Raw genomic sequence first — 21,296 nt, 5'->3', positions numbered from 1 at the left:
TGAAGTGTCCTCTGGATACCAAGTACACATGAGAAACCTTAACCCTCGAAAGGAATCTCATCGTGTCCGTCGATCTGCTCACCCCCGAAGGCATGTTCCAGCCCGTGCCCTACCACCACGTCTCCGTCGCCACCGGCACCCGCCACATCCATGTCGCCGGACAGATCGCCCGGGACGAGCTCGGGCGTGGCGTCGCCCCGGGCGACCTCGCCGGCCAGCTCGCCCATGCCCTCCGCAACACCGCCCGCGGGCTTGCCGGCGCCGGCGCGACCTTCGCCGACGTCGTACGCCTCCGGTTCTTCGTCACCGGCTGGACCCCGGACAAGTACGACGACTTCGTCGCCGGGCTCGAGAGCGTCATCGACGAGCTCGGCATCCCGCAACCCCTGCCGCCGCTGTCCGCTATCGGTGTGGACTATCTGTTCGAGCCCGACGTGCTCGTCGAGGTCGAGGCGTACGCGATCCTGGACTGAGGCGCCTCACGTAGACGAGGCCATGGCGAGGTGGCGCCAGGTGCGGTGCCGCCACGCCTGGTACTCGGGGGGTGTCCAGCGCAGGGTGCGCGTCATGTGGACGTACGTCTCGGCGTTGGCCAGCAGGGCGCTGGTGGCGATCACCCACTCGAGGTCGGCGTCGGGGCTCATCAGTCCGTCGCGGTGCAGCTTCTCCCAGAAGGCGCGCACCTGCTCGAGCGTCGACTCGCGGGCCGCCTGGGCTGCCGCTGCGATCAACGGCTCGTCCGCCTCGGCCTGCATGGCTACGGCGAGGACGGGCGCGATGCGATCCATCATCAGCGCGGTGCCTTCCGCGTCGGCAGCCAGTCGCTCCTCGAGCGTCGGGGCGTTCATCACCGTGTCGATCCAGTCGCGATCGGCCAGGGCGATCGGCAGGGCGTCACCGACGAGAGCCACGTCGACCACTCGCTTGAGCAGGTGTGCCTTGGTCGCGAAGCGGACGTAGATGGTTCGGTCGGAGACTCCCGCGGCTTTGGCGACGTCTGTCAGCGCGGTGCCGCGATAGCCGCGCTGCGCGAAGAGTTCGTGGGCCGCGGCGACGATCGCCTGCTCGGTCCGCTCGGCACGAGATCCCCTGACGAGGGGATTGACATCTGTAGGCACGAGTTGCAGTATAACTGCAATTACGAAATTGCAGTCACACTGCAAGTCAGGAGTGGACATGAGCGATCACGAAGCACCGGCTCTCGCCGGCGTCCACCACCTCAAACTGCCGGTCACCGACCTCCGGCGATCCCAGCGGTGGTACGAATCAAGGCTCGGCTACAGGGTCTCCGTGGAGTTCCAGAGGGATGGTGAGCTCGACGGCATCGGCATGGTGCACCCCAACGGTGGTCCGGGTCTGGGGCTGCGGCTCGATCCTGAACGCGCCCGGGCCGCAGCCGGTTTCGAGTACTTCGCCATCGGAGTGCCCGACGAGAGCGCCCTCCGGGCGCTGGCGGACAGGTTGACCGGCTTCGGCGAGCAGCACGCCGGCGTACAGCCTGCGACCTTCGGCTGGATCCTGCCGATGCTCCATGACCCCGACGGTCACGAAGTGCGGTTCTACACAGCGCAGCACCACACCGAACCGGACCCGGAGGACGTCCTCGTCGTGGACAACCCGGTGGAGGCGGCCAGGCGCAAGGCCGCGGCCCGGGCCGCTCACGCGGTGGGCTGAAGACGATGAACGTCAAGAAGATCGCCCGCGGCGACCAGCCTGTACGCCGCGTCGACCACGAGGGGTCGTCGCAGTGGGCGGCGTCGGCGGGTCGGGCGTACGTCGGTGCGGTCGCGGTGCTGGCGGGGTATGTCGTGGTCGCCGTCACCATCGGGGTCGGCTTCGAGCAGGATCTCGTGGCCGCAGCCGAACGCGAAGGCGTGGCGGTCAATGCGCTGGCCAGCTCCACGCAGGCCGAGATCACCCAGGACCATCCGGTCTACGCGCTGCTCACGGGGCTGCTCCTCTTCGTGTCCCCGGTGCTCCTGGCTCTGGCTGCCCGCCAGATCCGCGCCGGCGCGCCCGGGCGGCTCGCCCAGCTCGCGTGGTGGTCGGCGCTGGCCACGCTGGTCGTGTGGTGGACGTACGTGGCTCTGGGGTTGGGCCTGTTCGCCGACCCGGAGAACCTGCCGCCCCTCGTGCGGGACTTCGACGTGCTGACGGTCCCGCTCGTCTCCGCCCTGTCGCTGCTCGCGCTCGGGTCGATGGTCTTCGCCGCCGAGGCGGTACGCGGGCACGGTGTCGTCCGCAGGGCGGCGAGGGCGACCACGATCGTCAGCATCCTGCTCGGCGTGGTCAGCCTCGTCGGTCTGATCGCTGCCGGATTCGAGGACCCGGTGGCGCCGATCGTGATCGTGCCCGGAGGGCTGATCCTCGGAATCGCGCTGCTCCGCTCGCGAGGCCGCGGATGAGGGGTGGTCGCGTCGCAGTGATAAACGAACGGCGCCTGACCTGCTCGATAGCAGGTCAGGCGCCGATTTGTGCTGGCGGATCTGGGGGGATTCGAACCCCCGAGGGCGTTAACCCAACACGGATTCCAGCCGTGCGCCATAGGCCACTAGGCGACAGATCCGTGAGCGATCCTACGCGGCTCCGCGAGCATGGAGGAAATCGGCGGAGGGCCAGCGGGTGTGCTTTGGGATCGGCGAGCGGACTCGTCTAGACTCTTCCGCAACCCCCCATGTGGCGACATCTTGTCGAACCTCCCCAGGGCCGGAAGGCAGCAAGGATAAGCGAGCTCTGTTGGGTACGTGGGGGGCCTTTTCTTTTCCCGCGCATCCTGGGCGACGGACAGGTGCCCGACGCACGTGGCGGGTGGTTACGAACTGTCGGCGGTCGCGGCTAGGGTCTATCGGGTGGACGCACCGCTAGCTCTCTACCGCCGCTACCGGCCGGAGACGTTTGCCGAGGTCATCGGCCAAGATCACGTCACCGGCCCGCTGCGCAATGCGCTGGCGGGCAACCGGGTCAACCATGCGTACCTCTTCTCCGGGCCACGCGGCTGCGGCAAGACGACCTCGGCGCGGATCCTGGCGCGGGCGCTGAACTGCGAGAAGGCGCCGATCGCGGATCCGTGCGGGGAGTGCGAGTCGTGCCGGGACCTGGCGCGCGGCGGGCCCGGCAGCATCGACGTGATCGAGATCGACGCGGCGTCGCACGGTGGTGTCGACGACGCTCGTGATCTGCGGGAGAAGGCGTTCTTCGCGCCGGTGAAGAGCCGCTACAAGGTCTACATCATCGACGAGGCCCACATGGTCTCGACGCAGGGCTTCAACGCGCTGCTCAAGCTCGTGGAGGAGCCGCCGGAGCATCTGCGGTTCATCTTCGCGACGACCGAGCCGGAGAAGGTCATCCCGACGATCCGGTCGCGCACCCATCACTATCCGTTCCGCCTCTTCCCGCCCAAGCTGGTCTCCGACTACATCTCGACGCTGTGCGAGAAGGAGGGCATCAACGTCGAGCCGGCTGCGCTGCCGCTGGTCGCGCGTGCGGGCGCCGGGTCGATGCGCGACAGCCTCTCGGTCATGGACCAGCTGCTCGGTGGCGCGGGGCCTGAGGGCGTGACGTACGAGCTGGCCGCGGGGCTTCTCGGCTACACCCCGGACGCGCTGCTGGACGAGGTCGTCGACGCCTTCGCCGCCCACGACGGCGCCGCGGTCTTCGGTGTCATCGACAAGATCATCGAGACCGGCCAGGACCCGCGGCGGTTCACCGAGGACCTGCTGCGGCGGCTGCGTGACCTCGTCATCGTCAAGGCGGTCCCGGACGCGCCCGCGACCGGACTCATCGACGTCTCCGAGGACGGCGGCGAGCGGCTGGTCGCCCAGGCCGGACGCTTCGGCCCCCACGATCTGTCGCGAGCCGCTGACGCGGTCGCCACCGGTCTGACCGAGATGCGCGGAGCCACCGCCCCCCGACTCCTGCTCGAGCTGATCTGTGCCCGGGTGCTGCTGCCCGCGGCCGACGGTGCCGATGGCCTTGCGGCTCGGCTGGACCGTCTGGAGAGGCGGATCGAGATCAGCGGTACGCCGACGGTGGCCGCTGCTCCGGCGGCGCCGGCCCCCGCTCAGGACCGGCCGGTGCTCAAGCCGTCGGTCGGTGCGCCGGGGCACGAGACGGTCGCTCCGGCGGCGCCGCAGCCCGAGCCGGTCCCGGCGTACGCTCCTACCCCCGAGCCGGCCCGCGAGCCCGCCCCTGCCGCGGAGATGCCTCCCCAGCAGGCGCCGGCCGCTCCCGAGCCGCCGAGCCAGCCTCAGTCGCAACCACCGACCCAGCCTCAGGCCCAGCCTCAGACCCAGCCTCAGGCTCAATCGCCGGGCGGGATGGGCAACGTGGACGTCCGCCGTCTGTGGGACGACGTGATCGCGCAGACCAAGGGCCTGCGCCGGGCGACCTGGTCGCTGGTGGGCCAGAACGCTCAGGTGGTCGACTTCCGCGACGGTGTGCTGACCCTCGGGTTCGCCTCGCCGGGTCTCCGTGACCGGTTCGCGACCGGCGGACATGAGCCGATCCTCGGGCAGGCGCTGGTCAACGTGATCGGCATCCAGCCGAAGATCGAGGCGATCGTCGCGGGCGGCGGCCAAGGGTCTCCGCAGCGGCAGGCGCCGCCGACGCCGCAGCCGAGCCAGCCCCAGGAGCCCACCCAGCAGCAACAGCCGCCGGAGGCCTCCTGGAACGAGCAGGCGCCACCACCCGACTGGGCCGCCGAGCCGCCGCCCTCCGACCAGCCCCCGGCCCCGCCGGAGCCGCCCGCGACGCCGGCGACTCAGCCGGCGGACCCAGGAGCGATCGCGCTGGCTCGGGAGGCGATCCGGCCGACGCGTGCGGCCGACTACGAGCCTCCGGTCGACGACACAGTGGCTCGCCTGGCCGAGGCGGACGCCGCGGTCAACCCCGACGACCAGGCCTACGACGGGCCGGCCGCGATGGGCGCCGAGGCTCTGCTCGCTCAGGAGCTGGGTGCAACGATGATCGAAGAGATTCCTCACAACTAGGACGGCACAGATGACGAACCCACTCGAAGGCCTCGGCGGCGAGGGCGGCTTCGACCTCAACGCGATCATGCAGCAGGCGCAGGCGCTGCAGAGCCAGATCGTAGACGCCCAGGAGAAGCTCGCCGAGACGATCGTCGACGGCACCGTCGCCGGCGGTGCCGTGACCGTCAAGCTCACCGGCACCGGCGAGCTGGTCGGCGTGGAGATCAAGCAGGGCGAGTTCGACGGCAGCAACCCCGACGACCTCGAGGACCTCGGCGCCGTGATCGTCGCTGCCTACCGCGAGGCCAAGGGCAAGGCCGACGAGCTCGCTGGCGAGGCGATGGGCCCGCTCGCGGGCGGTCTCGGCGGCCCGGGCGCCCCCGGCGGCGGCGAGCCGCCGTTCAAGCTCGGGTTCTGAGATACGCACAGCTAGAGACAGGCGATAACCAAGTTGTACGAGGGTGTGGTCCAAGACCTCATCGACGAGCTGGGACGGCTGCCGGGCGTAGGCCCGAAGAGTGCCCAGCGGATCGCGTTCCATCTGCTCCAGGCTGACCCCGCCGACGTACATCGGCTGGCCTCGATCCTCAACGAGGTCAAGGCGAAGGTGAAGTTCTGCTCGGTCTGCTTCAACGTCTCCGAGGAGGAGACCTGCCGGATCTGTCGCGACCCCCGTCGCGAGCAGTCGGTGCTGTGCGTGGTCGAGGAGTACAAGGACGTCGTCGCGATCGAGCGCACCCGCGAGTTCCGAGGGCGCTATCACGTGCTCGGCGGTGCAATCAGCCCGATCGACGGGATCGGTCCCGACCAGCTGCGCATCCGTGAGCTCGTCCAGCGGCTCAACGACCCCGGGATCACCGAGGTGATCCTCGCCACGGACCCCAACCTCGAGGGCGAGGCGACGGCGACCTACCTGACCCGTCAGCTGAGCCCGCTCGGACTGAAGGTCACCCGTCTGGCCAGCGGTCTCCCGGTCGGTGGAGATCTGGAGTACGCCGACGAGGTCACCCTCGGCCGCGCCTTCGCCGGACGCCGCGCGGCTGAGTAGCCGTTACCTGTGCGATCCCTAAGAGCCGACTCTTTACCCTCGTCAGGCCGCGACTTCGGCGGTAGCCTGACGATTCAAGGGACCTCGGGAAGGGGGCCGTCATGACGAACGACTTGACCGGCAAGGACTTCGCCACCAGCATCGCCGACTCGGTGGAGAGCTTTCTGCTCTCGGTGCGCGCGATCGCTGCGGACGGCGATGGTGGCAGCGCCGTCCCGATGCTGCTGCTGGAAGTGAGCCAGATCCTGCTGGCGGGCGCGCGACTGGGCGCCCAGCAGGACTTCGAGCCTCGCGAGGAGTTCCAGCCCGACGTGGGCATGGAAGCCGACGTCGACGAGCTCCGGATGGGGCTTGCCGAGATGTTCGGGGACATCGACACCTACAGCTTCGTCTTCGATCCGTACAGCCCGGACGTGGTCGACAGCCAGATCTCCGACGACGTCGCCAGTCTGGTGACCGACCTGGAGTACGGCCTGCGTCACTACCGTCTCGGCGACGTCGACGAGGCGCTGTGGTGGTGGCAGTTCAGCTACGTCAACAACTGGGGCAACCTGGCCGGTGCCGTGCTCAACGCACTGCTCACCGTGGTCGCTCACGACCGCCTCGACTCCGAGCCGTTCACCGGTGAGGACGAGGACCTGGCTGCCGCTGATGAGATGCTGGAGAAGACGGCCGCATCGGCAACGTAGACTTTCCCGCCGTGGGAATCGTCGTTCAGAAGTACGGTGGCAGCTCGGTCGCAGACGCTGCAGGCATCAAGCGCGTTGCTCAGCGAGTGGTCGCGACCAAAGAGCAGGGCCACGACGTGGTCGTGGCCGTTTCTGCCATGGGCGACACCACCGACGAGCTGATCGACCTGGCCAACAAGGTCTCGCCCGACGCGACCGCGCACGCGCGTGAGTTCGACATGCTGCTCACCTCCGGCGAGCGGCAGTCGATGGCGCTGCTGGCGATGGCGATCAACGACGTCGCGAACGAGCGCGGGCTGGCGTACGAGGCTCGGTCCTTCACCGGGTCGCAGGCCGGGCTGATCACCGACGCGCAGCACGGGCGCGCCAAGATCCTCAGCATCACCCCGGAGCGGATCCAGGCAGCGCTCGCCGACGGTGCGATCGCGATCGTTGCCGGCTTCCAGGGTGTCTCCAAGGACACCAAGGACATCACCACGCTGGGCCGTGGCGGCACCGACACCACCGCGGTTGCGCTGGCGGTGGCGCTGGACGCCGACGTCTGTGAGATCTACACCGACGTCGACGGCGTCTTCACCGCCGACCCGCGGATCGTCCCGACCGCCCGCAAGCTGAGCTCGGTCGCCTTCGAGGAGATGCTCGAGCTGGCGGCCTCCGGGGCGAAGGTGCTCCACCTGCGCTCGGTGGAGTTCGCCAGGCGTCACAGTCTCCCGATCCACGTACGCTCCTCCTTCTCCACCCTCAACGGCACCGTGGTCAAGGGCAGCATCGACGCGGTCTCGCCGCACGCCGACCACCAGCGCAGCGGCGACGCCGGGATGGAGGCGCCGATCGTCGCCGCCATCGCCCACGACCGCAGCCAGGCCAAGATCACGGTCGTCAACGCACCCGACGAGGTGGGCGCCGCGGCGAAGGTCTTCGAGATCATCGCCGGGGTGGGCATCAACGTCGACATGGTCGTCCAGGACTCCTCGGCGGCCGGCACCGACCGCACCGACATCACCTTCACGCTGCCCCGCGACGACGCCGAGCGGGCCGGGAAGGTGCTGGAGCAGGCGCGCGGTGAGCTCGGCTTCGAGCGGGTGAACACCGAGCCCCGGATGGGCAAGGTCTCTCTGATCGGCGCCGGGCTGCGCACCCAGCCGAAGAAGATCGCCGACTTCTTCTCCGCGATCGCGCAGGCCGGCGTCAACATCCAGATGATCTCCACCTCGGAGGTCCGGGTCTCGGTCGTCGTCGGCGACGACGAGGTCGACCGCGCCGTTCAGGCCGCCGCCGAGAGGTTCAGTGACGTGGAGGTCGAGAAGGTCTCCTACGGCGCCGACGCCGATGGCGACACCCCGGAGATCGTCGGCGTGGCCCACGACCGCGGCGAAGCCAAGATCACCGTTGCCGGCGTCACCGACGAGCCCGGTGAGGCTGCCCGCATCTTCGACACTCTCGCCGACAACGGCATCAACATCGACATGATCGTCCAGAACGTGTCGGCGGAGAAGACCCGGCGCACGGACATCTCGTTCACGCTGCCGCGTACCGACGTCAAGAGGGCCCGCGCGGCGCTCGGCGACATCCAGGGTGAGGTCGGGTTCGCCGACCCGGTCGCCGACGAGCAGATCGGCAAGCTCTCGATCGTCGGTGCCGGGATGCGTACGCATCCGGGGATCACGGCGAAGTTCTTCGCCGCGCTCGCCGCCGAGGGAGTCCTGATCAGGATGGTGTCGACCTCGGAGATCCGCGTCTCGGTGCTCGTCAGCGCCGACGACCTCGACCGCGCTGTGCGCGCGACACACAAAGCATTCGGCCTCGACAGCGACGTAGAGGCCATCGTCTATGGAGGGACCGGCCGATGAGCATCATCAACCTGGGAATCGTGGGAGCGACCGGACAGGTGGGCGTCGCCGTACGCCAGATCCTGCTCGAGCGCGGCTTCCCGCTCGGCGAGGTCCGTTTCTTCGCCTCGGCGCGATCGGCGGGCAAGACCATCGAGTTCGGTGACCGCTCGGTCGTCGTCGAGGACGCCGCCACCGCTGACCCCTCGGGCCTCGACATCGCGATCTTCTCCGCCGGTGGCGCCACCTCGAAGGCGCTGGCGCCGAAGTTCGCCGACGCCGGTGTGATCGTCATCGACAACTCCTCGGCCTGGCGCAAGGACCCGTCGATCCCGCTGGTCGTCTCCGAGGTCAACCCCTCGGCGATGGACGGCGTCATCGCGGCCCGCCAGGGCATCATCGCCAACCCCAACTGCACCACCATGGCCGCGATGCCGGCCCTCAAGGCGCTCCACGACGAAGCCGGTCTCGAGCGGCTCGTCGTATCGACCTACCAGGCGGTCTCGGGCTCCGGCGTCGCCGGCGTCGAGGAGCTGGTCGGCGAGATCGCGGCGGCAGGCGACAAGGCCCGCGAGCTCGCCTACGACGGGTCCGCGATCACGTTCCCCGAGCCGGAGAAGTACGTCGAGACGATCGCCTACAACGTCCTTCCCTACGCCGGTTCGCTGGTCGACGACGGCCTCAACGAGACCGACGAGGAGCAGAAGCTCCGCAACGAGTCCCGCAAGATCCTCTCGCTGCCCGACCTGCGAGTCTCCGGCATCTGCGTCCGCGTCCCGGTCGTCACCGGGCACTCCCTCGCGGTCAACGCCGAGTTCTCCTCGCCACTGACCCCCGAGCGCGCGATCGCGATCCTCTCGAACGCCCCGGGCGTCGAGCTCCGCGACGTACCCACGCCTCTGTACGCCGCCGGCAAGGACCCCTCCTACGTCGGCCGCGTCCGTCAGGACGAGGGTGTTCCCGACAACCGCGGTCTCGCCCTGTTCATCTCCAACGACAACCTCCGCAAGGGTGCCGCGCTCAACACCGTCCAGCTCGCCGAGCTGGTCGCCGCCGCCCTCTGACCCAACCCGAGACGTTAGTCCGGTCGGGCGAGGTGGCACTCAGGTGCCACCTCGGCCGACGTACGTGACGTGTCGACCGACGGGGGCGACGCTTCGGCTGCGCTTGTCAGTCGATGTAGTTGGTGGTGACCCAGTAGGCGAGGGCGTACGCGGCGGCGGCGAGGATCACCACGATGATCACTCCCCAGGCGTGGACGAAGAGGTCGGTGAGGAAGAGCATCGAGAGTACGGCGACGAGCGCTGATCCGAGGAAGCTGATCGTGAAGGGGGAGCGGGCGCCGGCGAGGCGGAGGAGGTAGCCGCCGACGATGATCGCGAGGGCGAAGACGGCGATCAGGATGATCGCTCCCTTGTCGCCGAGCGACGAGGTGCCTCGGGTCCACTGACTCACGGTGCCGCTGAACCAGACCGCCAGGGCCATGAACGCGCCGACGATGGCGCCGATCATGACGGCTGCGGAGAGGCCCGACGGGGTGCCGAGGTTGATCCGTCGCTGGCTCGGGTCCTTGGGCTGCTTGGGTGCCCTCGGTTCCTTCGCGGGCTTGGGCGGCTTCTGCGCCTTCTGCTTCTCCGGGGACTTCTTCGCTGGCGGCTCGGGCGCTACGACGGGTGGTGCCGTCTTCTCCAGCACCTGGGTCTTCTCCGCGGAGGCCGTTTCGACCGCAGCGGTCTCGACCGGTGCCTTCTCGACCCGAGCCTTCGGGGCCTGGGTCTTCGGGGCCTGGGTCTTCTGGGGCTGAGTCTTCGCGGGCTGGGTCCTCTCAGGCTTGGCGTTCGCCGGCTTCGTGCCCCCACGCTTCTTCTTGAAACCGAACGACGGCGCGGCGAGCTTGTCGGCGGGGTCGTTGCTCATGAGGGGCAGTTTCGCATGCCGCGCGTCACATTTGAACTCAGGCGCGGGTGAGACGGATGACCGGGATCTCGCGGTCGGTCTTCTCCTCGTAGCTCCCGAAGTTGGCTGCCGACTCGACGATCGCAGCCCACGCACGGGCGCGCTCCTCGCCGTGCAGCTGCTCGGCGACCACCGGGATGGTCTCGCCGCCGAGCTCGATGGTGACCCGGTCCGGGTTGGCGGCGAGGTTGTAGTACCACGCCGGGTTCTTCGGTCCGCCGGCTGCCGAGGCGGCGATCAGCCAGGTGCCGTCGTCGCTCGGGAACCACGCGAGCGGCGTCGAACGGGGCTCGCCGCTCTTCTTGCCGATCGTGGTGAGCACGAGCAGACGCATCCCGGCCGTGGTGCCGCTGCTCTTGCGGGCTCGCCTCATCATCAGCTTGTTGCCCAGCTTCAGAAGGAGGTTGGCCGAGGGCTGCTTGGCGCCACGGGTGCCGTTGCGCGTGTCGAAGCTCATGGCGTCGACTCTACTGCGCCGGAAAACGGGATCAGGCTCGGAGATCTTGCGATCTCCGAGCCTGAGCTCGATGTCGGGTTGACAGGATTTGAACCTGCGGCCCCCTCGTCCCGAACGAGGTGCGCTACCAAGCTGCGCTACAACCCGAATGCTGCACCGAACAAACGGTCCAACGAGGAATGAGCATAGCCCAGAGACTCCCTCGATCCGTAATCGGCCCCTACCGACGAGACGCCCCGCGCGGCGTGAGCGTCAGGAGCGTCGCCTCGGGGCGGCAAGCGATGCGGATCCGGGTGTAGGGCGAGGTGCCGAGGCCGGCCGAGACGTGCAGCCACGCCTGCCGTCCGCCGTGGGTGTGAGTGTGCAGGCCGCGTACGCGGGCGGGGTCGAGATCGCAGTTGGTGGCCAGCGCTCGCCCGCCCGGCAGGCAGATCTGCCCGCCGTGGGTGTGGCCGGCCAGGATCGCGTCGTAGCCGTCGGCGGTGAACTGGTCCAGGACCCGCAGATAGGGAGCGTGCGCGACCCCGAGGCGTACGTCCGCGGACGGGTCCGCGGGGCCGGCGACCGCGGACAGGTCGTCGAGGCGGAGGTGGGGGTCGTCGACGCCCGCGAAGGCGAACTCGATGCCCTTGACGGTCAGCGACGTACGCGTGTTGGTGAGGTCCAGCCAGCCGGCCTTGGTGAAGGACGCGGACAGGTCGCGCCAGGGGAGCTCGGGTACGTTCGTCTGCCGCTTGCCGTTGTCGGGCAGCAGGTAGCCGATCGGGTTGCGCAGCCGTGGCTCGTAGTAGTCGTTGGAGCCGTGCACGAAGACGCCCGGTACGTCGAGCAGCGTGCCGAGAGCGTTGACGATCGACGGCACCGCCCGCTGGTGGGCCAGGTTGTCACCGGTGTCGACGACCAGGTCGGGCTTCAGGGAAGCCAGCGATGCGATCCAGTCGAGCTTCTTGTGCTGCGACGGGACCACGTGCATGTCGGAGAGATGCAGCACCCGCAGCGGGTCCGCGCCCTCGGGGAGCACCGGTATTCCGACATGGCGCAGCGTGTATTGACGGGCCTCCCACAAGGCGTACGCCGTCATGGCCGCGCCGGTGGCGAGCCCGGTGCCAAGTGCTGTGCCGACTACTGGGCCGATTACTGAGGCGAGCCGCATGGCTCAACCCTGCCACAATGGGTTCCATGAGCACTCTGAAGGACCAACTGAGGACCGACCTGACCTCCGCGATGAAGGCCCGTGACAAGGAGCGCGCCGGCACGCTGCGCATGGTCATGGCCTCGATCACCGAGGCCGAGGTCGCCGGCAAGGAGGCCAAGGAGCTCACCGACGACGAGATCATCACGATCCTCACCCGCGAGGCCAAGAAGCGCCGCGAGGCGGCCACCGCCTTCGCCGACGGCGGTCGAGCCGAGCAGGCCGAGAAGGAGACCGCGGAGGCCGCGGTGATCACCGAGTACCTGCCCGCTCAGCTGAGCGCCGAGGAGATCTCCGACCTGGTCAGCAAGGCCATCGCCCAGACCGGTGCCGCCGACGAGGGGATGCGCGCCATGGGCAAGGTCATGGGCATCCTGACCCCGCAGACCAAGGGCAAGGCCGACGGTGGCGCCGTGGCCGCGGAGGTACGCAAGCAGCTCGCCTGACGGCAGCCCGAGAACGACTGTGGCCCCACCGGATCGGTGGGGCCACGCGTCGTCTTCTGCGCTGGGCGTCAGCCGGTCGGCCACTCCCAGCCGAAGTCGGGCTCTTCCTCGACCGTGGCCGGTCTCTCCTCATCGCCGCGGCCGGGCTTCCGCTCGGGCTGCTTCTTCTTGTCGGGCTTGGGGTCGGGCTTCGGCTCCGGGCCCAGCGAGGTGTAGATCGTGATCGGCGAACCCTCGGCGGCGTCGCCGGAGGGGGTGGTGAAGGCGACCAAGCCCTTGTCGTACTCGGAGTACGCCTCCGGGCCGAGCTGGACCTGGAAGCCGGCGCTCCGCAGCACCTTCGTGGCCTTCTCGACGGTCATGCCGCCGACCCAGGGGACGTCGACCGTGTTTCCTGCGATCACGTTCGGGTCGGGCTCCTCGAAGTCCACCCACTTGAGGTACTTGTCGATCACCTGCATCGCGCCGCCCCACATCGGACCGGCAGTCGTCGAGCCCGCCGCCTCGTAGACGTAGTTGCCGCCCACGACCTGGCCGTTGAGGCTGAGCGGCGTGCCCGCCGAGTTGGCACCGGCGATCATCGAAGCGGTGGCGAGCCGCGGCGTGTAGCCCATCAGCCACACCGCCTTGTTGTCCTGCGTGGTGCCGGTCTTGCCGGCGCTCGGCACCGACAGGGCCAGGTTCTGGCCGAAGCCGCCGGGCTCCATCACGCCGCGGAGGATGTCGTTGACCGCGTCGGCGGTGCCCTTGGCCATCGCCTGCTCGCAGGTCGGCTCGTACCTCTTGATCACCTTGTCGTTGGCGTCGAGGATCTCGTTGACCGGCACCGAGTCGCAGTGCTTCCCGCGGGCGCCGAACGTCGCGTACGCCTCGGCCATCTCGAGCGGGCTGACGTCGACGACGCCGAGGGTGAAGGTCGGTACGCGCTCCGCGCCGCCGCAGCGGGTCTCGCTCGGCTTGCAGACGTGACCGTCGTCGAAGCTGACCCCGAACGGGGCGGTGAGCTTCACGCCCATCTTCTGCGCCATCTTGTAGGGCGTGCACATCCCGGTGAGCTGGAACAGCTGGGCGTAGAAAGTGTTCACGGACTCCCGGGTGCCGGTGTAGGCGTCCTTGCTGCCCGAGGTGGTGGAGTTGTGGAAGGTGTGGGAACCGACGCGGTTGCCGTCGCCGGGGCAACCGGCGAAGGTCGACTCGTTGAGGGTCAGCTCCTCGGGCGAGTTGATCTTCTGCTTGAGCGGGAAGCCCTGCTCGATGGCAGCGGCCAGGGTGAACGCCTTGAAGGTCGACCCGGCCTGGAAGCCGTTGGAGTCGCCCGACTTCTCCTTCGGGACCAGGTAGTTGAGGTAGGACTGGCCCTTCTTCTTGTTGTCACCCATCGGACGGGACTGGGCGAGCGCCCGCACCCGACCGGTGCCGGGCTCGACCATGGCCAGGGCGCCGATGGCCTGGTCGGTGGCGTACACGTGATCCTCGACCGACTCCTGAGCGGCGTCCTGGAAGCGCTGGTCGAGCGTGGTCTTGATGGTCAGACCGCCGGACTTGATCAGCGCGAGCCGGTCGGTCTCCGTCTCACCGAAGGCCGGGTCCTTGAGCAGCCACTTGATCACGTAGTCGCAGAAGAACTCCGCGGACGAGCCGAGGCAGCCGTTGCGCTGCTTCTGGACGTTCAGGCCGAGGCTGGCGTCCTTCAGCTTCTCCGCCTCGGGACGGGAGACGACCTTGAGCGCGGCCATCCGGTCGACGACGACGTTGCGGCGGGCGATGGTGGCGTCGGGGTAGTTGGTCGGGTCGTAGCCGGTGGGGTTCTTCACCATCCCGGCCAGCATCGCCGACTGCTGCCAGTTGAGCTCGGAGGCGTTGACGTTGAAGTAGTGCTTGGCGGCGGCCTGGACGCCGTAGGCGCCGTCGCCGAAGTAGGCAGCGTTGAGGTAGCGCTCGAGGATCCAGTCCTTGGAGTGCTTCTCCTCCAGCGCGATCGCGTAGCGCAGCTCGCGGATCTTGCGGGCGGTCGACTTCTCGATGGCCGCCTTGCGCTCGGCCTCGGTCTTCGCGGAGTAGACCAGCGTGGTCTTCACCAGCTGCTGGGTGATCGAGGAACCACCCTGCACCGAGTCGCTGGCCTGGTTGGTGATCAGCGCGCGCAGCGTGCCCTTGAGGTCCATCGCGCCGTGCTGGTAGAAGCGGTAGTCCTCGATCGCCAGGAGCGCCTTCGTCATGTTGGACGAGATCTGGTCGAGCGGACGGTAGACGCGGTTCTGGTCGTAGAGCGTCGTGATCAGGTTGCCCTTGCGGTCGACGATCTTGGTCGTCTGGGACATGTCGTCGACCTCGAAGGCCTGCGGCAGCGAGTCCATCTTCTCGGCCGTCTCCTTGGCCGCGATCCCGGCCACACCTGCGAAGGGGATGGCGAGACCCGCGGCGACGACGCCGAGGACGGCTGCGACCCCGCACATGACGGCGAGATGCTTGAGCACGGTCTGCGGGCGCAGCGACGGCGAAGACATGCTGGTCATCGTAGGTGATCGCGGCTAATAGCACATGATTCGCAATCGGCGCCGGACAGGGAGGCAAAAGAGGGTCCCAGGACCCCTCCTAGTCATTTCGGACTACGTACTTTGGGCCAGAAGGGTGTGTCACTCGACCGGGTCGAGTCCTTAACCTTTAGTCCGCACGGGCGCCACGTCATCAATATGGGGAGGGCGAAGCGCTCCGATGAAGGGATGGCACACCATGTGGGTAGATGAATGGTCGCTACAGGCCGCCTGTCGTGAGAACGAGCCCGACGAGCTCTTCGTACGTGGAGCCGAGCAGAACAAGGCCAAGATGGTCTGCTCAGGCTGCGTCGTCCGCACCGAGTGCCTCGCCGAGGCGCTCGACAACCAGATCGAGTGGGGTGTCTGGGGCGGCATGACCGAGCGCGAGCGTCGTGCGCTGCTCCGCCGCAGCCCGAACGCCTCCTGGCGCGCCGTGCTCGAGGCCGCGCGCACCCGTGCCTCCGTGGAGTGACCTCTCGTCCCTCCCCTACTCGAGTGAGTCGCTGAAGATCTTGGTCTGAGCCAGGACGTACATCGCGTACGTCCTGGCTCGACCCCGTTTTCAGGTGCTCAGCCCTGGGCCAGGAGCCGGCCGATCTCGCGGAGCCCGTCGAGATCGTGTACGTCACCGGGCAGCGCCGGCACGACGGCGGTCGGCACCTGAGGGTGGGCGACCGCGAAACGCTCGCGCAGCTGGTTCTGGCGCTCGACCAGGAGCGCGCGGTCGGCATGGAGCCGCAGCAGCCCGGCGGTGAGCGGCGCGTCGGGGAGGCGCTCCGAGGCGGCGCCGGCCGCAGCCGCGGTGAGCGAGGCGTCGTCGGGCAGCGTGGCCCGGTTGACGACCAGGCCCTGGAGCGGCATCCGGTCTCCGGAGAGCCGCTCGACGAAGTAGGCGGCCTCGCGGAGCGCGTCGGGCTCAGGGGCGGCGATGACGAGGAAGGCGGTCTCGTCGGCCTGAAGCAGTGCGTACGTCTCCTGGGCCCGTTGCCGGAACCCGCCGAAGACGGTGTCGAGCGCGGTGACGAAGGTCTGCAGGTCGGTGAGCATCTGCCCGCCGAGGACCTTCTTGAGCGCGTTGGTGACGATGTTGATCCCGGCCGACATCAGCCGGACCGGTCCCTTGGCCGGGGCCAGCATGAGCCGGATGAAGCGGCCGTCGAGGAAGCTGGAGAGGCGCTCAGGTGCGTCGAGGAAGTCGAGTGCGCTGCGGCTCGGGGGCGTGTCGACGACGATCAGGTCGTAGTCGCCGTTGCCGCCGTTGTGGGCGAAGGCGTCGCGGTAGAGCTGGCCGAGCTTCTCCATCGCCATGTACTCCTGCGTGCCCGCGAAGCTGGAGCTCAAGGCGATGTAGAACTGGTTGTTGAGGATCTGCTGCGCCTTCTCGGGGCTGGCCTGCGACTCGACCACCTCGTCGAAGGTGCGCTTCATGTCGAGCATCATCGCGTCTAGGGTGCCTGGTCCGATGCCGGGAACCGGGCGGGGCGTGTTGTCGAGCCGCTCGATGCCCATCGACTGGGCGAGGCGTCGCGCCGGGTCGATCGTCAGCACGACCACCTTGCGTCCGCGTTCGGCCGCTCTGAGCGCGAGCGCGGCCGACGTGGTCGTCTTGCCCACGCCGCCACTGCCGCAGCAGACGATGATGTGGGTGTCGCGGTCGTCGAGCAGCCGGTCGACCTCGAGCTGTCGGGTGTCGTTCGCGTGGGCGGCCAGCGGGCCGACGCGTGGGTGAGCGCTCATCGGGCTGTCCCTCTCGTCACTTCCGTCACGTCGCTCAGGCAGTTCCTGCACTTCTCAGGTGTTGCAATGCCCGAGAAGTGCAGGGATACCCGGTTAACCGGGGATTCCAACCTCATGCGAGCCCCTGATCCTTGAGCTCGGCCGCGAGCTCGTAGAGCCCACCCATGTCGATCCCGCCGGCGATCCGGTTGAGCTCGTAGGTGGGGACCCCGAGGCCGGCGACGAGGTCACGCTGGGCGTCCTCGAGGGCTCGGCGCTCGGCGTACTCCTTCGCCTCGTCGGCGAGGGCGGAGATCAGGGCGGGGTCGGGTTCGACGCCGGCGCGCTTGAGGTCCTCGGCGATCAGCTCGCCGTCGAGGGAGCCGGCGAGGGCGGGGGCGAGGGACTCGTCGGGGAGGTCGCGGGGGCGTACCTGGTTGACGATGACGCCGCCGACCGGCAGCCCGGCGGCGCGCAGCTCGCTGATGCCGTCGGCGGTCTCCTGGACCGGCATCTCCTCCAGCAGCGTGACCAGATGGACCGCGGTGCGCCGAGAGCGGAACAGGGTCATCATCGTGTCGGCCTGGTGCTTGATCGGCCCGACCTTGGCCAGACCCGCGACCGACTCGGACACGTTGAGGAAGCTCGTGATCCGGCCGGTCGGGGGAGCGTCGAGCACGACGGCGTCGTAGGTCCGGGCGCCCTTGTTGCGGCTGTTGCGCTGGACGGCCTCGAAGAGCTTGCCGGTGAGCAGTACGTCCCGGACCCCGGGCGCGATCGTGGTCGCGAACTCGATCACGCCGAAGCGGTCGAGGGCGCGGCCGGCCGGGCCGAGCTTGTAGTACATCTTGAGGTATTCGAGGAGGGCTTCCTCCGGGGCGATGTGCAGGGCGTAGACGTTGCCCGGCTCGGCGTCGGCACCGGATCGCGCGCGCAGCCGAAGCCCGGTTGCGATGCGGGTTTCGGCGTAGGGCAGCGGGTCGACGTCGAACATCCGGGCCACCCCCTGGCGGCCCTCGACCTCGCACAGCAGGACGTTCTTTCCGTGCGAGGCCAGCCCGAGCGCCAGGGCCGCAGCCACCGTCGACTTGCCCGTGCCGCCCTTGCCGGTCACCACATGCAGCTGCACATGGGGCCAGTCAGAACTCATGGAAGGACTCTAACGGGGTCGCACCATCAAGGGGTGATGTTGAGGTTCTCGACGATCTTGGTGCCGATCGCGGTGTCGCCGGTGATCTCGACCTTGGCAGGGTCGCCGGAGGCGCGGCCGCCGGTGAGGAGGACGTACGTCTCCCGGTCCGTGGAGAGGGTGACGGTGGGGGCGGTGACCGGGGCGGCCACCGGGACTCCCTTGCCCTCCTTGGTGACGGTGAACGCGTAGGGCGCGTGGCCCTCGACCTCGACGACGACGGAGGTGCCAGGGGCGCAGGCGGCCTTCTTGGCGAGCACGAACCCGACGCCCTCGAGGAGGTAGTCGGCGGTGTGGAGGGCGCCGGGGCTGTCGAGGTTGCCCGGGCGGCCGGTGGCGCGGCGGATGTCCTGCTCGTGCAGCCAGAGGTCGAGCGGCCGGTTGCGGAGGAGCTTGCCGGTCGTCCACCCGAGCGCACCGAAGATGCCGGAGGCGGGCGCCGCGGGGTCCTCGGGCGGAGAGGCGAGCAGCTCGTCGTGACGTACGGCGGTGTAGCGGCGGATCTCGTCGATGATGCTCGCCGGCTCGGCGTCGCGTCGGGTGATCACGCCGATCTCGGTGAACTGGCCCATCGGCGACTTGATGTGGGCCGACTCGGGTACGTCGGCGTCCTCGCGGGGCGCGCCGGCGGTGAGGCCCTCGAGGTGAGCGACATGGGAGGCGACGGCGCGGACGTCCCAGCCGGGGAGGTCGGTCGGCTGGTCCCAGTCGGTCTCGGAGAGCTCCTCCAGGAGGGTGAGGAGGTCCTGGACGGAGGACCACCAGGTGTCGACGTACGTCTTCAGCTGCTCTGCGGAAGTCACGGACCTGACCATAGTGGCCCGGGGACCTCGGTTGGAAGGTCAAACCATGTCGCCGGGAGACCGGTCCACGGGTCCGCGAAGTAGGGTGCCGATATGACCAAGTGGGAGTACCAGGTAGCGCCGATCCTCAACCACGCTGCGGCGCAGATCCTCAACAACTTCGGTGCCGACGGGTGGGAGCTCGTCTCCATCCTCGACAACGGCACCGGCAACTACGTCGGCTTCTTCAAGCGGGCGGTCTCGGAGTGAGCGGGCCCGAGGAGGTCCTTGCCGAGCTGGGGCTGAGCGTGCCGGACGTCGTGCCGCCGGTGGCGGCCTACATCCCGGCGCTTCGCACCGGCGACTACGTCTTCACCTCGGGGCAGCTGCCGATGAAGGACGGCGCGCTGCTGTCCACCGGCAAGCTCGGTGGCGAGGTCTCGCCCGAGGAGGGCGTGGCAGCTGCGCAGCAGTGCGCGCTCAACGCGCTCGCCGCGGTGAAGGCCGAGATCGGCGATCTGTCGCTGGTCAAGCGGGTCGTCAAGGTGACCTGCTTCGTCGCCTCCACCCCTGACTTCACCGGCCAGCCGGGCATCGCCAACGGTGCCTCCGAGCTGCTCGGCAAGGTCTTTGGTGACGCTGGGCGCCACACCCGGTCCGCCGTCGGCGTGCCCGTTCTGCCGCTCGACGCGCCCGTCGAGGTGGAGATCATCGTCGAGATCTGAGCCTGGTCTGGGTCTCGGTCTGAGGCTCGGATGGGGGTAGGGCGGCGGTGTGAGCGTCGCTACAGTGACGAACGTGCGTATCCCGATCCCTCCAGTCCGGCTTGGTGACGACATCGTGGCGTTGGCCGGGGAGTACGCCCAGGGCGTACGCACCCCGGTCGAGCCGCGCGATGCGGCGACGGTGCTGCTGCTTCGGCCAGGCTCCGGATCCTCTGGCCCCGAGGTCTACCTGCTGCGCCGGCAGCTGACGATGGGTTTCGCCGCCGGGATGGCCGTCTTTCCCGGCGGCGGCGTGGACGTACGCGACGCCGAGCTGCCCGACTCCTGCTGGGCCGGGCCGTCCGCCGCCCAGTGGGCGCACCGGCTCGGGGTCGACGAGTCCCGCGCGCGGGCGCTGGTCGCCGCGGCGGTGCGGGAGACGTTCGAGGAGTGCGGGGTGCTGCTCGCGGGAGCCTCGGGCGACTCCGTCGTCGACGACGTCTCAGGCGACGACTGGGAGGCCGACCGGGCCGCCCTGGAATCACGCTCGCTGTCGTTGACCGAGCTGTTGACCCGGCGAGGGCTGGTGCTGCGTACAGACCTGCTCGGGCCGTGGGCCGCCTGGACGACGCCCGTCTTCGAGCCGAAGCGCTTCGCGACCTGGTTCTTCGTCGCGCGCCTCCCCGAGGGCCAGGTGACACGGGACGTGTCCAGCGAGTCGTCCTCGGTGCTCTGGCTGAGCACCGCCGAGGCGGTCGCCCAGGTCGAGGCCGGCGAGCTGGCGATGATGCCGCCGACCTATCTCAACTGTCTCGAGGTCACCGCGGTCGGGTCCGAGGACGAGGTCCTCGCTGACGCCGCGGAGCGGGTGCTGACGATGTTCACACCGGCCGTGACCGAGGTCGACGGCGGCCACACCCTGTCGATGATGCCCCTGCACGCCTCCCTCGTCGCCGAAAGGAAGCACTCATGAACGAGTCCTGGTCGGGCGGGGCATTCGGCGAGCGCGGGCAGTGCATCCTCGCGCCCAACCCCGGGATCATGTCGCTCGACGGCACCAACACCTGGGTGCTGCGCGAGCCGGGTGCGCGCCGGTCCGTCGTGATCGACCCGGGGCCTCTCGACGAGGGGCATCTCGACGCCGTCGCGGAGGCCGCCGGCGAGGTGGCGACGGTGCTGCTGACCCACCATCACTACGACCACTCCGAGGCGGCACGGGCCTTCGCCGAGCGGGTCGGGGCCGGCGTACGCGCTCTTGATCCTGAATACCGGCTCGGGACTGAGGGGCTCGGCGACGGTGACGTCATCGAGGTCGACGGCCTGGAGATCCGCGTCGTCGGGACTCCCGGACACACCTCGGACTCGCTGTCCTTCTGGCTGCCCGCCGACGGCGCGGTGCTGACGGGCGACACCGTCCTCGGGCGTGGGACGACCGTGGTCGCTCATCCCGACGGCGAGCTGGGTGCCTACCTCGACTCGCTCGACCGCCTGCACGCCCTCGCCTCCGAGCACGGTGTCGGCAGCGTCTGGCCCGGCCACGGCCCGGTCATCGGCAACGCCCTCGGCGCGCTCGACTACTACATCGCCCACCGCCGCGAACGCCTCGGCCAGGTCGAGGAAGCTCTCTCCGGGCTCGGCGCGACCCCCGCCGACGCGGATCCGCGGGCGATCGTCGAGATCGTGTACGCCGACGTCGACCAGGTCCTCTGGGGTGCCGCCGAACTCTCGGTGCGAGCGCAATTGGCTTACCTCGCCGAGCGCTGACGCCTACTGTTCGGCCC

Annotated in this window: 23 protein-coding genes, 2 tRNA genes, 1 other RNA gene and 1 pseudogene; 17 read left to right on the top strand and 10 right to left on the bottom strand. The window is 69.1% G+C overall.

Annotation, left to right across the window (positions count from 1 at the left end; translation table 11 throughout):
- Positions 1-62 precede the first annotated feature (62 nt).
- Positions 63-473 carry a RidA family protein gene (locus ACW14X_RS12805; protein ID WP_160025792.1) on the top strand — a complete coding sequence of 137 codons (411 nt, stop codon included), beginning with the start codon at positions 63-65 and terminating at the stop codon, positions 471-473.
- A 6-nt stretch (positions 474-479) separates the two neighbouring features.
- On the opposite strand, the gene ACW14X_RS12800 is transcribed toward ACW14X_RS12805, so the two are convergent.
- Positions 480-1,118, bottom strand: a complete 639-nt coding sequence (locus tag ACW14X_RS12800) for a TetR/AcrR family transcriptional regulator (RefSeq protein WP_160025791.1) — start codon at positions 1,116-1,118, stop codon at positions 480-482.
- A gap of 58 nt (positions 1,119-1,176) precedes the next feature.
- Here ACW14X_RS12800 and ACW14X_RS12795 point away from each other — a divergent pair, with 58 nt between their 5' ends.
- Positions 1,177-1,674, top strand: coding sequence for a VOC family protein (locus ACW14X_RS12795; protein WP_160025790.1), 498 nt, complete (start codon positions 1,177-1,179; stop codon positions 1,672-1,674).
- Between the two features lie 5 nt (positions 1,675-1,679).
- The gene (locus ACW14X_RS12790; RefSeq protein ID WP_457165824.1) at positions 1,680-2,405 is read left to right on the top strand and encodes a hypothetical protein; all 726 of its coding nucleotides are present in this window, start codon (positions 1,680-1,682) and stop codon (positions 2,403-2,405) included.
- 73 nt (positions 2,406-2,478) lie between these two features.
- On the opposite strand, the gene ACW14X_RS12785 is transcribed toward ACW14X_RS12790, so the two are convergent.
- A tRNA-Ser gene (locus tag ACW14X_RS12785) sits at positions 2,479-2,566 on the bottom strand.
- A gap of 100 nt (positions 2,567-2,666) precedes the next feature.
- Between ACW14X_RS12785 and ffs the strand changes: the two genes are divergently transcribed.
- The 8 genes and pseudogenes from ffs (at position 2,667) to ACW14X_RS12745 (ending at position 9,600) form a co-directional block, all read left to right on the top strand.
- Positions 2,667-2,757: signal recognition particle sRNA small type (ffs, locus tag ACW14X_RS12780), an RNA gene on the top strand.
- A gap of 92 nt (positions 2,758-2,849) precedes the next feature.
- Positions 2,850-4,988: a DNA polymerase III subunit gamma and tau gene (locus ACW14X_RS12775; protein ID WP_457165823.1), complete on the top strand. Its 2,139-nt coding sequence runs from the start codon at positions 2,850-2,852 to the stop codon at positions 4,986-4,988.
- A 10-nt stretch (positions 4,989-4,998) separates the two neighbouring features.
- The gene (locus tag ACW14X_RS12770; protein WP_160025787.1) at positions 4,999-5,388 is read left to right on the top strand and encodes a YbaB/EbfC family nucleoid-associated protein; all 390 of its coding nucleotides are present in this window, start codon (positions 4,999-5,001) and stop codon (positions 5,386-5,388) included.
- A gap of 33 nt (positions 5,389-5,421) precedes the next feature.
- Positions 5,422-6,018, top strand: a complete 597-nt coding sequence (gene recR / locus ACW14X_RS12765; protein WP_008356228.1) for a recombination mediator RecR — start codon at positions 5,422-5,424, stop codon at positions 6,016-6,018.
- A 101-nt stretch (positions 6,019-6,119) separates the two neighbouring features.
- The gene (locus tag ACW14X_RS12760) at positions 6,120-6,707 is read left to right on the top strand and encodes a DUF5063 domain-containing protein (RefSeq protein WP_160025786.1); all 588 of its coding nucleotides are present in this window, start codon (positions 6,120-6,122) and stop codon (positions 6,705-6,707) included.
- 11 nt (positions 6,708-6,718) lie between these two features.
- A pseudogene (locus ACW14X_RS12755) lies at positions 6,719-8,023 on the top strand (aspartate kinase); the annotation flags it as partial.
- A complete protein-coding gene (locus tag ACW14X_RS12750) occupies positions 8,000-8,557 on the top strand; it encodes an ACT domain-containing protein (protein ID WP_406029443.1) in 558 nt (185 codons plus the stop codon). The pseudogene ACW14X_RS12755 and the gene ACW14X_RS12750, both read left to right, overlap by 24 nt.
- Entirely contained in the window at positions 8,554-9,600 is a 1,047-nt protein-coding gene (locus ACW14X_RS12745) for an aspartate-semialdehyde dehydrogenase (protein ID WP_457165822.1), read from the top strand. The genes ACW14X_RS12750 and ACW14X_RS12745 overlap by 4 nt, the downstream gene beginning before the upstream one ends.
- Before the next feature lie 106 nt (positions 9,601-9,706).
- Here the strand turns inward: ACW14X_RS12745 and ACW14X_RS12740 are convergent, their stop codons facing one another.
- The 4 genes from ACW14X_RS12740 to ACW14X_RS12725 all read right to left on the bottom strand — a co-directional run bounded on the left by ACW14X_RS12740 (position 9,707) and on the right by ACW14X_RS12725 (position 12,102).
- Complete coding sequence (locus tag ACW14X_RS12740) at positions 9,707-10,453, bottom strand: hypothetical protein (protein ID WP_457165821.1); 747 nt, start codon at positions 10,451-10,453, stop codon at positions 9,707-9,709.
- A gap of 37 nt (positions 10,454-10,490) precedes the next feature.
- Positions 10,491-10,949, bottom strand: coding sequence for a nitroreductase family deazaflavin-dependent oxidoreductase (locus tag ACW14X_RS12735; RefSeq protein WP_457165820.1), 459 nt, complete (start codon positions 10,947-10,949; stop codon positions 10,491-10,493).
- A 73-nt stretch (positions 10,950-11,022) separates the two neighbouring features.
- A tRNA-Pro gene (locus ACW14X_RS12730) sits at positions 11,023-11,096 on the bottom strand.
- Between the two features lie 73 nt (positions 11,097-11,169).
- Complete coding sequence (locus tag ACW14X_RS12725) at positions 11,170-12,102, bottom strand: metallophosphoesterase (RefSeq protein WP_457165819.1); 933 nt, start codon at positions 12,100-12,102, stop codon at positions 11,170-11,172.
- Positions 12,103-12,128: 26 nt separating this feature from the next.
- Between ACW14X_RS12725 and ACW14X_RS12720 the strand changes: the two genes are divergently transcribed.
- Positions 12,129-12,587, top strand: coding sequence for a GatB/YqeY domain-containing protein (locus tag ACW14X_RS12720; protein ID WP_201451160.1), 459 nt, complete (start codon positions 12,129-12,131; stop codon positions 12,585-12,587).
- A 68-nt stretch (positions 12,588-12,655) separates the two neighbouring features.
- Here ACW14X_RS12720 and ACW14X_RS12715 read toward each other — a convergent pair whose 3' ends face one another.
- Positions 12,656-15,094, bottom strand: a complete 2,439-nt coding sequence (locus tag ACW14X_RS12715; RefSeq protein WP_457165818.1) for a transglycosylase domain-containing protein — start codon at positions 15,092-15,094, stop codon at positions 12,656-12,658.
- Between the two features lie 226 nt (positions 15,095-15,320).
- Here ACW14X_RS12715 and ACW14X_RS12710 point away from each other — a divergent pair, with 226 nt between their 5' ends.
- The gene (locus tag ACW14X_RS12710) at positions 15,321-15,596 is read left to right on the top strand and encodes a WhiB family transcriptional regulator (RefSeq protein ID WP_045548985.1); all 276 of its coding nucleotides are present in this window, start codon (positions 15,321-15,323) and stop codon (positions 15,594-15,596) included.
- A gap of 98 nt (positions 15,597-15,694) precedes the next feature.
- Here ACW14X_RS12710 and ACW14X_RS12705 read toward each other — a convergent pair whose 3' ends face one another.
- The 3 genes from ACW14X_RS12705 to ACW14X_RS12695 form a co-directional block, all read right to left on the bottom strand.
- Positions 15,695-16,861, bottom strand: coding sequence for an ArsA family ATPase (locus tag ACW14X_RS12705; RefSeq protein WP_160025778.1), 1,167 nt, complete (start codon positions 16,859-16,861; stop codon positions 15,695-15,697).
- A gap of 112 nt (positions 16,862-16,973) precedes the next feature.
- The gene (locus tag ACW14X_RS12700; protein WP_457165817.1) at positions 16,974-17,990 is read right to left on the bottom strand and encodes an ArsA-related P-loop ATPase; all 1,017 of its coding nucleotides are present in this window, start codon (positions 17,988-17,990) and stop codon (positions 16,974-16,976) included.
- 26 nt (positions 17,991-18,016) lie between these two features.
- Entirely contained in the window at positions 18,017-18,832 is an 816-nt protein-coding gene (locus ACW14X_RS12695; RefSeq protein WP_457165816.1) for a maleylpyruvate isomerase family mycothiol-dependent enzyme, read from the bottom strand.
- A 93-nt stretch (positions 18,833-18,925) separates the two neighbouring features.
- Here ACW14X_RS12695 and ACW14X_RS12690 point away from each other — a divergent pair, with 93 nt between their 5' ends.
- The 4 genes from ACW14X_RS12690 to ACW14X_RS12675 all read left to right on the top strand — a co-directional run bounded on the left by ACW14X_RS12690 (position 18,926) and on the right by ACW14X_RS12675 (position 21,279).
- The gene (locus ACW14X_RS12690; RefSeq protein WP_141791386.1) at positions 18,926-19,081 is read left to right on the top strand and encodes a DUF4177 domain-containing protein; all 156 of its coding nucleotides are present in this window, start codon (positions 18,926-18,928) and stop codon (positions 19,079-19,081) included.
- Positions 19,078-19,536 carry a RidA family protein gene (locus ACW14X_RS12685; RefSeq protein ID WP_457165815.1) on the top strand — a complete coding sequence of 153 codons (459 nt, stop codon included), beginning with the start codon at positions 19,078-19,080 and terminating at the stop codon, positions 19,534-19,536. Before ACW14X_RS12690 ends, ACW14X_RS12685 begins: the two co-directional genes overlap by 4 nt.
- A 73-nt stretch (positions 19,537-19,609) precedes the next feature.
- A complete protein-coding gene (locus ACW14X_RS12680; protein ID WP_457165814.1) occupies positions 19,610-20,488 on the top strand; it encodes an NUDIX hydrolase in 879 nt (292 codons plus the stop codon).
- The gene (locus tag ACW14X_RS12675) at positions 20,485-21,279 is read left to right on the top strand and encodes an MBL fold metallo-hydrolase (RefSeq protein WP_160025773.1); all 795 of its coding nucleotides are present in this window, start codon (positions 20,485-20,487) and stop codon (positions 21,277-21,279) included. Before ACW14X_RS12680 ends, ACW14X_RS12675 begins: the two co-directional genes overlap by 4 nt.
- The last annotated feature ends 17 nt before the right edge of the window (positions 21,280-21,296 follow it).

Source organism: Nocardioides sp. YJ-D4, assembly GCF_054031495.1.
This window is presented reverse-complemented; position numbering and strand designations above follow the sequence as displayed.

What these genes read in the sequence shown, in the direction of transcription:
- ACW14X_RS12795 (WP_160025790.1), top strand. Translation starts at nt 1,177, where the DNA reads ATGAGCGATCACGAAGCACCGGCTCTCGCCGGCGTCCACCACCTCAAA.
- ACW14X_RS12790 (WP_457165824.1), top strand. Translation starts at nt 1,680, where the DNA reads ATGAACGTCAAGAAGATCGCCCGCGGCGACCAGCCTGTACGCCGCGTC.
- ACW14X_RS12770 (WP_160025787.1), top strand. Translation starts at nt 4,999, where the DNA reads ATGACGAACCCACTCGAAGGCCTCGGCGGCGAGGGCGGCTTCGACCTC.
- ACW14X_RS12760 (WP_160025786.1), top strand. Translation starts at nt 6,120, where the DNA reads ATGACGAACGACTTGACCGGCAAGGACTTCGCCACCAGCATCGCCGAC.
- ACW14X_RS12745 (WP_457165822.1), top strand. Translation starts at nt 8,554, where the DNA reads ATGAGCATCATCAACCTGGGAATCGTGGGAGCGACCGGACAGGTGGGC.
- ACW14X_RS12740 (WP_457165821.1), bottom strand. Translation starts at nt 10,453, where the DNA reads ATGAGCAACGACCCCGCCGACAAGCTCGCCGCGCCGTCGTTCGGTTTC.
- ACW14X_RS12735 (WP_457165820.1), bottom strand. Translation starts at nt 10,949, where the DNA reads ATGAGCTTCGACACGCGCAACGGCACCCGTGGCGCCAAGCAGCCCTCG.
- ACW14X_RS12725 (WP_457165819.1), bottom strand. Translation starts at nt 12,102, where the DNA reads ATGCGGCTCGCCTCAGTAATCGGCCCAGTAGTCGGCACAGCACTTGGC.
- ACW14X_RS12720 (WP_201451160.1), top strand. Translation starts at nt 12,129, where the DNA reads ATGAGCACTCTGAAGGACCAACTGAGGACCGACCTGACCTCCGCGATG.
- ACW14X_RS12715 (WP_457165818.1), bottom strand. Translation starts at nt 15,094, where the DNA reads ATGTCTTCGCCGTCGCTGCGCCCGCAGACCGTGCTCAAGCATCTCGCC.
- ACW14X_RS12710 (WP_045548985.1), top strand. Translation starts at nt 15,321, where the DNA reads ATGTGGGTAGATGAATGGTCGCTACAGGCCGCCTGTCGTGAGAACGAG.
- ACW14X_RS12705 (WP_160025778.1), bottom strand. Translation starts at nt 16,861, where the DNA reads ATGAGCGCTCACCCACGCGTCGGCCCGCTGGCCGCCCACGCGAACGAC.
- ACW14X_RS12700 (WP_457165817.1), bottom strand. Translation starts at nt 17,990, where the DNA reads ATGAGTTCTGACTGGCCCCATGTGCAGCTGCATGTGGTGACCGGCAAG.
- ACW14X_RS12690 (WP_141791386.1), top strand. Translation starts at nt 18,926, where the DNA reads ATGACCAAGTGGGAGTACCAGGTAGCGCCGATCCTCAACCACGCTGCG.
- ACW14X_RS12675 (WP_160025773.1), top strand. Translation starts at nt 20,485, where the DNA reads ATGAACGAGTCCTGGTCGGGCGGGGCATTCGGCGAGCGCGGGCAGTGC.